Raw genomic sequence first — 13,918 nt, 5'->3', positions numbered from 1 at the left:
CTCGACCTTCGCGATTGGCCGAAGCCTGCCCAACATCGTCATCCCAGGCGAAGCAGAAGCTCCGTCGCGAAGACCCTGGGATGACGACATGAGAGGGCGTTTCGCCAATCGCCAAGGTTTGCAATCTGCTAGCCGGACGCAGGCGCTTTGACGCTTCTCTTCGCCACTGCGCCTTCCAGACCTCAGAAACAGATGGCGGCGTCCAGCTCCGACAGCGGACGCACACCTGCAAGCAGCGCCCTCGCCTCGGCCTCGTCGCGCTTCATCTGCGTGACCAGCGCATCGAGCCCATCGAATTTGAGCTCGGGGCGCAGATAGCTGAAGAACGACACCTGGCAGATCTCGCCGTAGAGATCGCCGGAGAAGTCGAAGACATAGGTTTCGAGCAGCGGCGCGCCATTATCGTCGACGGTCGGACGGCGGCCGAAGCTGGCGACGCCGTCATGGAGCGTGCCATCGGCGCGGCGCAAGCGGACGGCGTAAATGCCTTCCTTCAGAGTGGCTTCCGGCGAAAGCTTCATATTGGCGGTTGGAAAGCCAAGCGAGCGGCCGAGCTGCTGGCCGGCGATCACCTCGCTCTCGACGGTGAAGCGATAGCCGAGCAGGCCGGCTGCTTCCTCGACCTTGCCCTCGCAAAGCAGGGCGCGGATGCGGCTCGATGAGACCACCTCGGCACCTTCGTCGCGGAACGCGTCGACCAGCGTGACGCCGAAGCCGTGGCGCTCGCCTGCCGCCATCAGGAAAGCCGGGCCGCCCTGGCGGTCCTTGCCGAAGTGGAAGTCGAAACCGGTGACGGCATGGCTGACGCCCAGCCTGTATTCCAGCACATCGGTCACGAATGCCTCGGCCGAGAGCGAGGCGAAGTCGCGCGTGAACGGCTGCTCGACGAGGGCGGCAAAGCCGAGCCTGGCCAGGAGCCGCGCCTTCATCGGCGGCGGCGTCAGCACGAAGAGAGGCACGTCCGGCCTGAACACCTTGCGCGGGTGCGGCTCGAAGGTGAGCACCAGGGCCGGCACGCTGCGGCGGCCGGCTTCCGCCAGCGCCCGTTCCAGCACCGACAGATGGCCGCGGTGGACGCCGTCGAAATTGCCGATCGCCACGACGCCGCCGCGCAGATGCCCGGGCAACGGCGTGACCGCCGAAATGCGTTCGAAATCGTGCGTCATGTCGACCTGCGTGATGTCGGGGCGCCCGTCATGGTCCGGCTTCCCGCCTATTGCAGCCGCGGGATGACGGCGACCGGGCGATAACCGTGCGTTGCGAGGAATCCCGCCAGCCTTTCGGGATCCGGCCGCAGCGGGTCGCCATAGTCGCGGGCATGAATCCCGCCCGAGACATAGAGCACGTCGAACCCGTTGTCGGCGGCACCCTTGACGTCGGTCATCATGCCATCGCCGATGGCGAGAACCTGTTTGCGCTCGGCCGCGTGGCCGAGCAGCCCGGCGACCTCCTTCATGGCGAGGTTGTAGATCGGCGCGAAAGGCTTGCCGGCGATCAGCGTGCGGCCGCCAAGCTGCGCGTAGTCGCGCGCCAGCGCGCCGGCACACCAGATGGTGCGCTCGCCGCGCTCGACCAGGATGTCGGGGTTGGCGCAGATGAAGGGCAGGTTGCGGGCACGCAGCCGCTGCAGCAGTTCCGCGTATTCGGCGGGCTTCTCCACCTCGTCGTCATAGAACCCGGTGCAGACGACGCCGGAGGCTTCGAATTCCTCCACGAGTTCGACGTCCAAGCCGTCATAGAGGGTGAAGTCGCGCTCGGGCCCGATGTGGAAGATCTTCCTCGGACCCTCGGCGATCAAGTCGCGCGTGACGTCGCCCGAGGTGACGACACGGTCGTAGGCTTCAGCCGGAACGCCGATCGCATGCATCTGCGCAACGACGTCGGCGCTGCGCCGCGGCGAATTGGTGATCAGCACCACCGGCACTTTTGCCGCGCGCGCCCGGGCAAGCGCCTCCGCGGCGACGGGGAAGTGCCATTCGCCATTGTGCACCACGCCCCACACGTCGCACAGGATGGCCGCGTAGTTTTCCGTCAGATCGGTGAGCGAAGCGATGATGTTTGGCGAGTCCGCCATGCCGTTATCCTGAGACTGGTCTAGGCAAAGCCGCGACAGCCATCCTTTTGGTTCGGAGGCCGCCACGGCCGGTCCCGCATAACCGAAGCGCTCCATGCTGTCACCAGCTTTCGCCATCGCCGCCGGGACGAGCCGCGACCACGCCCGTTCGGAAGCGCAGGGTTAACACGCCGTCAAAATGGCGGTGCGTGCTTGAACGTTTCGGGCAAGCTGAAATTTAAGGATCTATGACCATGGTAGCACCGAACTAGGACCATGGTCGTATACCGGTATGGGTCTTTTGCGGGGGCTGAGCGCAATGATCGGCAGATTTATAGGCGACAAGCGGGGCAACTACGCCCTGTTGACAGTCATCACGATGGTGCCGCTGATGGGTGCCGTGGCACTGGCCGTCGATTTTACGGAACTGGTTAGAGAGAAGCAGGAGACGCTCAACGCCCTAGATGCTGCTGGGGTCGCGACAGCGCAACAGATCGTCAGCGGAGCGAGCGACGCGGACGCGAAGGCCTACGCCAAGCAGTTCTTCGAGGCCAATCTCAGGCACGTGTCTCCGGCCAACACGACGCTGACCGTCACGCTGCCCAACAACAATGCCGGCGGCGGCACCCTGGTCCTGGAGGCGTCCCTGAAATATCACCCCTATTTCCTGCCGGCGGCGGCGATGCTGCTCGGCGGGACTGCGGGCGACCACGTAGTCAATGTTTCGGCGAGGTCGGAAATCCGACTTAAGAACACGCTGGAAGTGGCGCTCGTGCTGGATAATTCCGGATCGATGTCGACCCTGGGCTCGGGAACCGGGCAGAAGCGTATTGACCTGCTAAAAGCCGCCGCCAAGCAGTTGGTCGACACGCTGGCGCTGCAGGCCCAGCAGATGAAGCAGATCTCCAAGCCAGTGCAGTTCTCGCTGGTTCCGTTCTCTGCCTCGGTCAATGTCGGGCCGACGCATGACGGCGACAGCTGGATGGATCAAGATGGTATCTCCCCGGTCCAGCACGAGAATTTCGACTGGGCGACGATGAGCGCCGCCAACGATCCGAACAAGTACGCCGAGAAGGTCAATGGCGCCTGGTACAAACGCGGTGACGGTTGGGGCGATACCAAGGGTGAGCCCCTGACCCGCTTCAGCCTTTATGCCGACATGACCGTGGAATCGGGTCGCGAAGAGGTGCCGAACTCAAAGCAGTACATCTGCGACGCGTACAACAAAAAGGGCAAATGCACCGACGGACATTGGACTGACCCGCAATATGTCTACACTACCAGCCGCTATGCGAGTTGGCAGGGGTGCGTCGAAGCGAGGCCTTATCCCTACAACGACGACGACACGACGCCGACCACGTCCAATCCTGCGACGCTCTTTGTGCCCATGTTCGCTCCGGACGAGCCCGGCACGCTGTGGCGCGACTTCAACCGCGACGGCACGAATGATGTCAGCAGCTTGAGCTACGGCTACGAGAACAATTGGTGGGCAGACTGGCCTTATTCATTAAACCCAACCGCGGTTCAGCGGCAATCGGACATGCGGAAGTACTTTCTGGTGAAGCCTTACGGTTCGACTTCGGCCGGTGCCGGTGACGGCCCGAACGCAGCCTGCACCACCAGTCCAATCACGCCCCTCAAGGACGTCACGGTGAGTGCGCAGAAGCAGCAACTGACTGACGCCATCAATGCTATGGCGCCAACTGGCAATACGAACGTACCCGAGGGGCTCGCCTGGGGCTGGCGGACAGTCTCAAGCAACGAGCCCTTCACCGAAGGTCGGCCAAACAACGAAAAGGGCAACGACAAGGTCGTAATCGTGCTGACCGACGGCGCCAATACCTACAGCGCGATCAGCGACGCCAGTTACGCCAACAACCGTTCCACCTATGCGGCCTATGGCTATACAGGCAAAGTCAATTCCGCACTGGCAAGCGTCACGCGCCTGTTCATGAATACGAGCACCGCGGTGCCTAAGACCACCTATACGGACGGCAACTACACCGCCGCGCTTGACGAACAGATGCAGACGCTATGCGCCAATGCCAAGGCGGCCGGGATCATGGTGATGACGGTCTCGCTCGATTTGGTTGACACCAAGGCGGACGAGAAGAAGGCCATGGCTGCGCTAAAGGCTTGCGCTTCCGACTCCCGCTTCCGCAGGGACCCTGCCGACCCGAGCAAGCCGGCGAAGCTATTCTGGAACTCGACCGGCGCCACGCTTTCTGACGACTTCAAGGCGATCGGCAACGAATTGTCGAACCTGCGCATCGTCAGTTGATCCGAAAGAGCAACCGCTTGCTGAAGATGCGCGAATTCTGGCTTCGCTTTTGCCGCGACCGGCGCGGCAACTATGCCCTGATGACGGCGATCGCCATGGTGCCGCTGATGGGCGCCCTCGCACTCGCGGTCGACTTCACCGAACTCAACCGTCAGAAACAGATGGTGCTCAACGCGCTCGATGCGGCGAATTTTGCCGCCGCAAGGCGGTTGGCGGAAGGCGCCACCGACGACCAGATCAAGGCTTATGCCGTCGACTTCTTCAACGCCAACCTCAACACCATCGACCCCGCGGACGTAGCGCTCAACATCACCCTGCCCACCAGCCAGGCCGGCGGCGGCTTGCTGACAATGAGCGCCACGCTTACCTACCATCCCTATTTCTATCCGGCTTCGGCAATGCTCGTCGGCGTCGACGAAGTCGACGCGAAAAAGCCCGTTGAGCTCGAGATGAAGTCACAGGTGCGCTTGAAGAACACACTGGAAGTGGCGATGGTGCTCGACAATTCGGGCTCGATGTCGACGAAAGGATCCGGCACGGGGCAGAAGCGCATCGACCTGCTCAAACAGGCCGCCAAGCAGTTGGTCGACACACTTGCGCAGCAGGCGGCGCAGATCAAGCAGATCGACAAGCCGGTCCAGTTCAGCCTGGTGCCCTTCGCGGCTTCGGTCAATGTCGGGCCCGATAACGACAACGCCTCCTGGATGGATGTCTACGGGCTGTCGCCGATCGCCAACGAGAATTTCGACTGGTCGACACTCAACGCCGCCGACAAGAACGCCCAGAAGATCAACGGCATCTGGTACAAGAACGGCACCGGCTGGGGAACCGAGGAAGGCCAGGCACTGACCCGCTTTTCGCTCTATCGCGACATGAAGGTGGTCACCAGCCACGAGCGCATCGTCGGCAGCAAGCGCGTCGTCTGCGACGAATACCGGTCCAACAACACCTGCAAGCGAAGCCACAACGAATACGACTACAACGACACCTACGGCCCGTTCGCGAGCTGGCAGGGCTGCGTCGAAGTGCGTCCCTACCCTTACAATGTCGACGATACGCCTGCGTCCGGCGGGCCGAACAACACCGGCATCGGGGTCGGCGACCCGGCGACCATGTTCGTGCCGATGTTCGCGCCCGACGAACCCGGCAACCACTGGAAGGTGACGCAGGATCCCGACGAGCCGAACCCCGCGACCTACGGCGCCGCCAACAGCTGGTGGAACGACGATCCGTCGAGCACCACCGGCAAGACGCGCCAATCCAACATGGCCAAATATTTCATGCCGCGGCCGATCAATGCGCCGGTGCTGGCAACGGGCGCCGGTCCCAACTATAGCTGCACCACGACGCCGGTCACGCCGCTCACCGACGTCACCACTGCGGACGGGCTGGCGGCCATCAAGGCGGCTGTCGACCTGATGCAGCCCAACGGCAACACCAACGTGCCGGAAGGCATGGCCTGGGGCTGGCGCACCGTTTCCAGCGGGGCGCCGTTCACCGAAGGGCGGCCGGAGACCGAACGCGGCAACGACAAGGTCGTCATCGTGCTTACCGACGGCGAGAACACCTATTCGACGGTGAACTCCGATCCGGCCGGCAACAAATCGACCTATGCCGCCTACGGCTATACCGGCGTCGGCTACAAAGGCACCTCGGTCACCCGCCTGTTCGGCGGCACCTCCAGCGACATCGGCCAGTTCAACTATTCCTCGGGCAGCTACACCAACGCGCTCAACGAGCAGATGGCCAAGCTCTGCGACCACGCCAAGGCGGCCAACATCATGGTGATGACGGTTGCGCTCGACATGTCCGCGACCGACGCCGGCGACAAGCAGGCGATGGACGCTCTGAAGACCTGCTCATCCGACTCCCGCTTCCGCAAGGATCCCGCCGACCCCAGCAAGCCCGCCAAGCTTTTCTGGAATGCAACCGGCGCGACGCTGTCCGACAATTTCAAGGAGATTGCGAACGAGCTATCGAATTTGCGCGTGGTGGGGTAAGGGACATAAACTGACACCGGCGCGCCAAGAAGCGAAAAGGCAGGATCAGGGGCTTGATTTCAGATAGTATTCTCTTTCCCCTTCATCGGAGGATGCTGAGATGCTGTCAGACCTCGCGAAACTGATCGAGCAGGATCATTTAGCCCTGGATGCCTTCGTCAAGGGCAATCCCGAACCATTGAAAAGTCTCTTCTCACAACGGGATGACGTCGTCATCGCCAATCCATTCGGCCCGCCGGCAAAAGGATGGAAGAAGGCTGCCGAAACGATGGACCGTGCCGCTACCAACTACCGAGACGGAGAGATTATCGGCTTCGACCGAATTTCCGAGTACGCAACGACGGATTTGGGTTACATCATCGAGATCGAGCGGGTCCGATCCAAGGTCGGCGGCAGCGACAAGCTTGTTCCGATCTCACTTCGAACCACCACTATATTTCGGCGGGAGAAAGGCGCGTGGAAGATCGTCCTTCGTCATGCCGATCCTATAACCTCGCCTCGTCCGGCAGCCTCGATCGTCGGTGAGTAGAAAGGCTGCCAAAGCCTGCGGCACTGCCCGCCCTGGCGCAACGAACGGCGCCGGCAAGTCCCTTGCGCTCGTGCGCGGCACAAGGCACATGTCCGTACCCGCCGGCATCGGACCTTCTCTGCCGCAGGTGCTGGAGATCAAGCCATGCCCGACGCCGCCAACCATCTGACCTTCGCGCTGATCTGCCTCGGCATGGTGCTCACACCCGGCCCGAACATGATCTATCTGATCTCGCGCTCGCTGTCGCAAGGGCCGCGGGCCGGGCTGATCTCGCTGGGCGGCGTGGCGCTGGGCTTCCTGTTCTATGTGGTGTCCGCGGCCTTTGGCATCACCGCGCTGATCTTCGCCGTGCCTTATGCCTATGACGCGCTGCGCTTTGCCGGCGCGCTCTACCTGCTGTGGCTCGCCTGGCAGGCGCTAAGGCCCGGCGGCCGCTCGCCATTCCAGGTGCGCGAGCTGCCGAAGGACAGGCCGCGCAAGCTGTTCGTCATGGGGCTGATGACCAACCTGCTCAATCCGAAGGTGGCGGTGCTCTATCTGTCGCTCTTGCCGCAGTTCATCAACCCGGCCAAGGGCCATGTGCTGTCGCAGCTTCTGGTGCTCGGCGTGACGCAGATCTCGATCAGCCTAACCGTCAACGCCATCATCGCGGTGACGGCGGGCTCGATCGCCACCTTCCTCGCCGGACGGCCGTTCTGGCTGGTCGTCCAGCGCTGGATGATGGGCACGGTGCTGACGGCGCTGGCTTTGAAGATGGCGACCGAAGCGCAGCGCTGAGATCGGATGATCAGGGCTATGGCTGTTATCCGCTGAAGGCCTGCTTCAAAAACGTGTGGACGTCGCTTGCCGATTTTTCGGCCGCAGCTGCGTTGTACTCCACCCGGTGGCCGTACTGCTCGGTGCCCGTCTTGAATGACGGGGAGGCAAAGGCGTGGCGAGCGCCCTTGAAGACATCAAGCTGCACGGCGCTGCCCTTGCCGCTGCGCTGCGCCATCATCTCCCGGCAATTTTTGGCAGGGGTCCAATCGTCGAGCTCGCCGATGAGGATCAATGTCGGGACCGCCACGTCGCCATTCGTAGCCGAACAATTCGGATAGTAAGCGACAGCCGCCTTGAACTTGCGATCCATCAGCCGCTCGGCGCCGCCAAGTTGCACGGCCGCGAGCGTTGCGATCCCACCGGCGGAGAACCCCATCAACGCTGTGCGCTGCGGGTCGACGAAACTCAATTTGGACAGGAACTCCAAGGCGCCGTAGGCGTCATAAACGCGATCAGCAAACAGGCTGCCATCAGCGAGCAGGCCGTGATCACACGTCTCGCGAATACCGCGCGTGCTGAAGCTGTCGACAACGAGTACGACGTAACCCCAGGAAGACAGCCGCTGCGACCAGGTTTTCTCTACAGTTGGGAATAGGCCCGAACATCCATGGAGAACGACGACCGCCGGGAACGGCCCCTCACCCGGCGGTCGCGTCAGATACCCATTCAATGGCGTGCCAGGAATGGCCTGGAGCGCTCGCCCGTTTTGTTGCGCAATGCGCTGCTGAAACGGCGTCGGCTTCACGGCCGCGCTTTCAAAGTGCACCAACTCGTCAGCGTTGGCACGCATAGTATCAATGCAGCCGACAGCCCAAAGCCCGGCCACGAATGCCGTCCCCTTGAGCGACCTCAAGAACATCTTCATGAACCAGGCTCGGCAAACCGCTTCGGGCCGTCTGCTTTGTTCGAGCCGGCGCGGCCTACATCGGCCGGCGGATGGGCCGGATATCCTGCGGCTCCACCACCTTGCGATAGAGATGCCAGGTCGCGTGGCCGAGGACCGGCATGACGACGGCCAGGCCGGCAAACAGCGGGATCGAGCCGATCACCAGCAGCACCGCGACCGTCAGGCCCCAGAGCGCCATCTGCAGCGGGTTGACTATTACGGCGCGCGCCGAGGTCTCGATCGCCGAGACGGCGCCGACGTCGCGGTCGAGCAGCAGCGGGAAGGCAATCACGGTGGTGGCGAGCACCACGACCGCGAAGACGAGGCCGGCAGCGTTGCCGAGCAGGATCAGCGTCCAGCCCTTGCCGGTCGTCAGCACGTCGCGCAGGAAGGTTCCGACGGAGGCGGGCGGCTCGGCGCCGAACAGGCTGGTGTAGATCGACTGCGCGGTGAACAGCCACAGAAGGAACAGCGCGAAAAGCAGGACGCCGATCGCGGCGATCGAGGGCAGCGCCGGCGAACGGCGCACGTCGAGCGCATGGTGCCAGCGGCTGCTCATGCCGAGCTCGCGCCGGCGGCTGATCTCGTAGAGGCCGATCGCCGCAAAGGGGCCGATCAGCGCGAAGCCCGACATCAGCGGATAGACGAGCTGGATGGCACTGGAGCCGGAGGTCCACCGCGTCAGGATCAGGCCGACGACCGGATAGATCAGGCACAGGAACACGTAGTGCGAGGGCTTGGCCCAGAAATCCTCGGCGCCGAGCCTTAGCGCGTCCCATAGATCCGACGTGGTGATGTGGCGCACCGTGGGCTGCACATGCAGCCCTTGCGCGTCCGCCATGACATGAAAACCAGCCATAACCGTCCTCCGTATCGCTCGGGGGGCGGTCACCGCCTGGGTGGCCCGCCCGTGGCTGCCACTTCTAGAACGCCAGGATGATAACCGATCTCCCGGAGGATGTCGCCGCATAACGCGATTTTCATCGGCTGCCCGGCAAAAGCCACGATCGCCGGTATCAGAGGCCGGATGACCAGCCTGACCACCGATTCCCCCAATCTCGACAGACGCACATTGCTCAAGACCGTCGGCCTTGCGGCGCTTGCCGGCATTGCCGCCTGCACAAGCGTCCCGCTGCCGACCGGCGAAGGCGCCGGCGTGTCGTCTTCCGCCACAGGAACGTTGAGCACAATCCGCACATCGGCCGGACTGCCGGCGCTCATCCCGGACACGCAGCTCGAACAGGCGGCGCTGCAGCAGGCCGGCTACATGGCGTCGCGCGCCCGTATGAGCCACACCACGGGCTGGGGCAAGGATTTCGCCTCGCGCATGAAGGGCAACGGCGTGCGTGGCGCCGCGGGCGAAAACATCGCCGAGGGACGTTTCGACCTGCAAAAGCTGTTCGACATCTGGATGCATTCGGACGGCCACCGGCGAAACATGCTCGACCCGGACTTCAGCCGCTTCGGATTGGCCTACGTGCGCGACGGCCGCGATCCCAGCCTGCGCTACTGGGCACTGGTGCTGGGCCGCTAAACTGAAGCGCCGCCTCCGGAAAGCCCGCGTGCTCTTTGCATCCAGGGACACTGATCCGCAGGCCGGACGTTACCCCGGCGGCTATCCATTCTGACCAGCCGGCGCGCGTCGCCGGGCGATCGTTGGCGTGGCCTCAGAGCGGCTTCACCAGGAGCGGAACGCTCCTCTGCGGACCGCAATGCATGTAGCGATTGCACACTCAGCGACAACCAGTTGCGTTCGCCGCCGCCCGCTTAGCGGTCAATTCGGCGGACATAACCGAGCTGCATTTATGGCCGCAATGTCAGCGTGATTGGGACTGGCACGGAGACCGCCACCAAAACATCAATCCATATGAGCGGCCGGCGCGCCGCCCGCGGGCGCGGCCTTCGGCTTGCGCAGCAGGATGACGAACGGGACGGCAAGCAGCGTCATCACCATCAGGAGTTTGAAGTCGTTGATGTAGGAGATCATCATCGCCTGGACGTTGACCAGCCTGTCGACTTGCGAAAGCGCCATGGGATCACCGCTCGCCGCCGCGGGCGAGGTTGCCCACAGGTTGGGGTTGTAGGGGTTGATGAACGCCCCGAGCTCGCTGTGGTTGACCTGCGTGTTCTGCACCATCAGCGCCGCAACCACCGAGACGCCGATCGACGAGCCGAGATTGCGCACAAGGCTGAACAGCGAGGTGGCGTCGGTGCGGTAGCGCGCGTCGAGCGTGGCGAAGGCCACCGCCGAGAGCGGCACGAACACCATGCCCATACCGAGGCCCTGGATAACGCCCGAAGAGATGATCAGCCAGTTGTCCATCTGCGGCGTGAAGCTCGCCATGGTGTAGAGCGACTGCGCGGTGAGCAGGAAGCCGATCGCGACCAGAACACGCGCGTCGATCCTGTGCATGATGCGGCCGACGAACAGCATCGAAATCATCGTGCCGATGCCGCGCGGGCCGAGCACCACGCCGATGGTGACGGTCGGGTAGCCGAAGATGTTGGCAAGCATCGGCGGCAGCAGCGACATCGAAGCCAGGATCAGCACGCCCATGACGAAGATGAAACCGAGCCCGGTCACGAAATTGCGGTCGAGGAAGATTTTCGGGTCGATGAAAGGACGTTCGGACGTCACCGTGTGGATGATGAACACCCAGAAGCCGGTGATCGACAGCGCAAGCTCGATCCAGATCTCTGTCGAGGAGAACCAGTCGACCTCGCCGCCGCGGTCGAGCATCAGCTGCAGCGCGCCGACGCCGAGCGAGATCACGGCGAAGCCGAAGAAATCGAAGCTGCGCACGCGCTTGGCGACGACAGGCAGATAGGCGGCCATGCCGATGAAGGCGAGGATGCCGACCGGCAGGTTGATGAAGAACACCCAGCGCCAGTTGAAATTCTCGGTCAGCCAGCCGCCGAGCGTCGGGCCGAGGATCGGTCCCAGCATGATGCCGGCGCCCCAGATGGCCATCGCCTGGCCATGGCGTTCGCGGGGATTGATATCGAGCAGGAAGGTCTGCGACAGCGGCACGATCGCCGCGCCGAACACACCCTGCAGCAGGCGGAAGAGCACCATCGTCTCGAGGCTCCACGCCATGCCGCAAAGCATGGAGAAGATGGTGAAGCCGACGACGGAGGCCAGGAACAGCTCCTTGCGGCCGAGGCGGTCGGCGAGCCAGCCGGTGACCGGCGTCATGATGGCGGCGGCGACGATATAGGAGGTCAGCACCCAGTTGATGTTGTCGGGCGAGGCGCCGAGGTCGCCGGTCATGGTCGGCAGCGCGACATTGGCGATCGTGGTGTCGAGCGCCTGCATGACCGTCGCCAGCATCAGCGCGACCGTGATCAGGCCGCGGTGCGGTACTTCCTTGAAGGGTTCGGGCGTGCTCATGGTGCTGAACTTCCAGCAGGTAATAAAAACGGGTACATTGGGTTGCCCGGCGGCGAGGCCTTCCTGTGAGACCCTCGTCGCGGTGGGACGCGAGGATCGATGTGGGGGTTACATCGACCGGAAGTCTCTGTTGGAGCGGATGCCTGCCGCCCGGAAACCTGAGGACCGACAGGTCGGTGTCGAAAGCTTCAACTTCGATCAAAGCCGCGACGCGGCTCGCCTCAAACGCTTGGCTTTCCCTCCATCCCTTCAGACCATTCCCTTGCGGAGGCTCATGCCTCGGGCTTCACTTTGCTTTATTGCGCGTGCTCGCCGGCCGTGGCGTGACCAAAGATCGACGGCAATCCGCGCGCGACGCCGGTATCGACGGTGACCGTCGCGCTCATGCCGGTCCGCAGCGCCATCTTGGCGTCGGGGTCGGTCAGTTCCAGGCGCACGGGAATGCGCTGGGTGACCTTGACCCAGTTGCCGGTGGCGTTCTGGGCGGGCAGCAGCGAGAACTCGGCGCCGGTGCCGGCGCCGATCGCCTTGACGGTCGCCTCGAAGGTCCGGCCCGGATAGGTGTCGACCACGATCTCGGCCTTCTGGCCCGGCTTCATATTGGTGAGCTGCGTCTCCTTGAAGTTGGCGTCGATCCAGGTGTCGTCGGTCTCGACCAGCGCGAACAGCGGCGTGCCCACGGAGACATACTGGCCGATCTTGAAGGACGAGGCCTGATAGACGATGCCGTCCGACGGCGCCTTCACCGTGGTCTGCGAGAGGTTGTAGGCGGCCTTGTCGCGCGCGGCGAGCGCCGACATCACGCTTGGATGCTTGTCGGTCTCGATGTCGGGGTTGCCGCCAAGCGCGGCCTTGGCGCTGATGATGCCCTGCTCGGCGACCGCGAGCTGCTGCTTGGCCTTGTCGAGGTCGTTGCGGGCCTCGTCCAGCGACGACTTGGCATTGATGCCCTTCTCAGCGAGATCGGCGGCGCGGTCATATTGCGACTGCGCATAGTCGACCTCGCTCTTGGCCGACTTCTGCTGCGCCATCGCCTGGCTGTAGGCGGCGCGCAGCTGCTCGACATTGAGCCGCGCGGCGGCGACAGCCGCGTCGGCCTGGGCCAGCGCGATCTTGTAAGGCTCGGGGTCGATGACGAAGAGAAGGTCGCCCGCCTTGACCGTCTGGTTGTCGGCAATGCCGACCTGGACGATGCGGCCGGCCGTATCGGAGGCGATCGAAATCCGGGCCTGCTGCAGGTTGGCGTTCTCGGTCTCCTGGTACCGTCCGCCGGTGACCCATACATAGGCGCCGCCGGCGAGCAGCGCCAGCGGCAGGGCGACCATCAAAAGGAAGCGGCCGGTGCGGCGCATCTTCCTCGGTGCTGCCGGTGCGGGCTGCGGCTCCGCTGCCGCGGAGACTGGCGCAGCCTCCGGCTTCGCCGGCGCCTCGATCTCGAGCTTGGTGACGTTGTCGTCTGCTTTCTTGGCTGCCGCGTTCATGCTGCCCGCCCTTCCGTATTCTTGATCTTTTCGAGCGACGACGTCTCGCCGTCGGTCAAATTCTGCACGATGGTGTCGAGCACCCGGATCAGGATGCGACGGTCCTCCAGCGATACGCCGGTGAGCGATTCCTCATAGACCTCGCCGGCGAGGCTTTTGACATCGGCGTAGGCCGCGTTGGCCTTTTCGGTCGGGAAGATCATGCGCACACGCCGGTCGGCCGCATCGGCGCGACGCTCGATCCAGCCGCCCTCCTCCATCCGGTCCACGAGGCGCGAGACGCTGATCGGCTCGATCTCGAGCAGCTCGGCAAGCCGCGCCTGCGCGACACCGGCCTCCTTGGCGACGCGGACGAGAAGCCGCCATTGCGCCGAGGAAAGGCCCAACCCGCTGGCGCGCGCCTCAAAGCGCTTGCGCATGAGGCGCTGCACGTCGTGGATCAAAAATCCCAATCTGTCGATGCCATCTGAAACCATGA

General features: G+C 63.7%; 12 protein-coding genes. 5 read left to right on the top strand and 7 right to left on the bottom strand.

Annotated features, from left to right (window positions below; all coding sequences use genetic code 11):
* Positions 1-182: 182 nt before the first annotated feature.
* Both P9228_RS25745 and P9228_RS25740 read right to left on the bottom strand, forming a co-directional pair.
* Positions 183-1,166 carry a bifunctional riboflavin kinase/FAD synthetase gene (locus P9228_RS25745; protein WP_278056235.1) on the bottom strand — a complete coding sequence of 328 codons (984 nt, stop codon included), beginning with the start codon at positions 1,164-1,166 and terminating at the stop codon, positions 183-185.
* Positions 1,167-1,213: 47 nt separating this feature from the next.
* Positions 1,214-2,074: a TIGR01459 family HAD-type hydrolase gene (locus P9228_RS25740; protein WP_278056233.1), complete on the bottom strand. Its 861-nt coding sequence runs from the start codon at positions 2,072-2,074 to the stop codon at positions 1,214-1,216.
* Positions 2,075-2,372: 298 nt separating this feature from the next.
* On the opposite strand from P9228_RS25740, the gene P9228_RS25735 reads away from it, so the two are divergent.
* The 4 genes from P9228_RS25735 to P9228_RS25720 all read left to right on the top strand — a co-directional run bounded on the left by P9228_RS25735 (position 2,373) and on the right by P9228_RS25720 (position 7,640).
* A complete protein-coding gene (locus P9228_RS25735; protein WP_278056231.1) occupies positions 2,373-4,334 on the top strand; it encodes a pilus assembly protein in 1,962 nt (653 codons plus the stop codon).
* 26 nt (positions 4,335-4,360) lie between these two features.
* A complete protein-coding gene (locus tag P9228_RS25730) occupies positions 4,361-6,334 on the top strand; it encodes a pilus assembly protein (RefSeq protein ID WP_278056266.1) in 1,974 nt (657 codons plus the stop codon).
* A 100-nt stretch (positions 6,335-6,434) separates the two neighbouring features.
* The gene (locus P9228_RS25725; protein WP_067325104.1) at positions 6,435-6,863 is read left to right on the top strand and encodes a nuclear transport factor 2 family protein; all 429 of its coding nucleotides are present in this window, start codon (positions 6,435-6,437) and stop codon (positions 6,861-6,863) included.
* A gap of 144 nt (positions 6,864-7,007) precedes the next feature.
* Positions 7,008-7,640 (top strand): LysE family translocator, encoded by a 633-nt coding sequence (locus P9228_RS25720; protein WP_095778371.1) that lies wholly within the window; start codon positions 7,008-7,010, stop codon positions 7,638-7,640.
* 25 nt (positions 7,641-7,665) lie between these two features.
* On the opposite strand, the gene P9228_RS25715 is transcribed toward P9228_RS25720, so the two are convergent.
* Together P9228_RS25715 and P9228_RS25710 are read right to left on the bottom strand one after the other, a co-directional pair.
* Positions 7,666-8,547 carry a dienelactone hydrolase family protein gene (locus P9228_RS25715; RefSeq protein WP_278056228.1) on the bottom strand — a complete coding sequence of 294 codons (882 nt, stop codon included), beginning with the start codon at positions 8,545-8,547 and terminating at the stop codon, positions 7,666-7,668.
* A gap of 55 nt (positions 8,548-8,602) precedes the next feature.
* Positions 8,603-9,427 (bottom strand): DUF2189 domain-containing protein, encoded by an 825-nt coding sequence (locus P9228_RS25710; protein ID WP_095824831.1) that lies wholly within the window; start codon positions 9,425-9,427, stop codon positions 8,603-8,605.
* 168 nt (positions 9,428-9,595) lie between these two features.
* Here P9228_RS25710 and P9228_RS25705 point away from each other — a divergent pair, with 168 nt between their 5' ends.
* Entirely contained in the window at positions 9,596-10,102 is a 507-nt protein-coding gene (locus tag P9228_RS25705) for a CAP domain-containing protein (RefSeq protein ID WP_095824874.1), read from the top strand.
* Between the two features lie 324 nt (positions 10,103-10,426).
* On the opposite strand, the gene P9228_RS25700 is transcribed toward P9228_RS25705, so the two are convergent.
* The 3 genes from P9228_RS25700 to P9228_RS25690 all read right to left on the bottom strand — a co-directional run bounded on the left by P9228_RS25700 (position 10,427) and on the right by P9228_RS25690 (position 13,916).
* The gene (locus tag P9228_RS25700) at positions 10,427-11,959 is read right to left on the bottom strand and encodes a DHA2 family efflux MFS transporter permease subunit (RefSeq protein WP_278056224.1); all 1,533 of its coding nucleotides are present in this window, start codon (positions 11,957-11,959) and stop codon (positions 10,427-10,429) included.
* A 296-nt stretch (positions 11,960-12,255) separates the two neighbouring features.
* Positions 12,256-13,440 (bottom strand): HlyD family secretion protein, encoded by a 1,185-nt coding sequence (locus tag P9228_RS25695; RefSeq protein ID WP_278056222.1) that lies wholly within the window; start codon positions 13,438-13,440, stop codon positions 12,256-12,258.
* The gene (locus P9228_RS25690; RefSeq protein WP_095801336.1) at positions 13,437-13,916 is read right to left on the bottom strand and encodes a MarR family transcriptional regulator; all 480 of its coding nucleotides are present in this window, start codon (positions 13,914-13,916) and stop codon (positions 13,437-13,439) included. Before P9228_RS25690 ends, P9228_RS25695 begins: the two co-directional genes overlap by 4 nt.
* Between the last annotated feature and the right edge of the window lie 2 nt (positions 13,917-13,918).

Source organism: Mesorhizobium sp. WSM4898, assembly GCF_029625845.1.
GTDB lineage: Bacteria > Pseudomonadota > Alphaproteobacteria > Rhizobiales > Rhizobiaceae > Mesorhizobium.
This window is presented reverse-complemented; position numbering and strand designations above follow the sequence as displayed.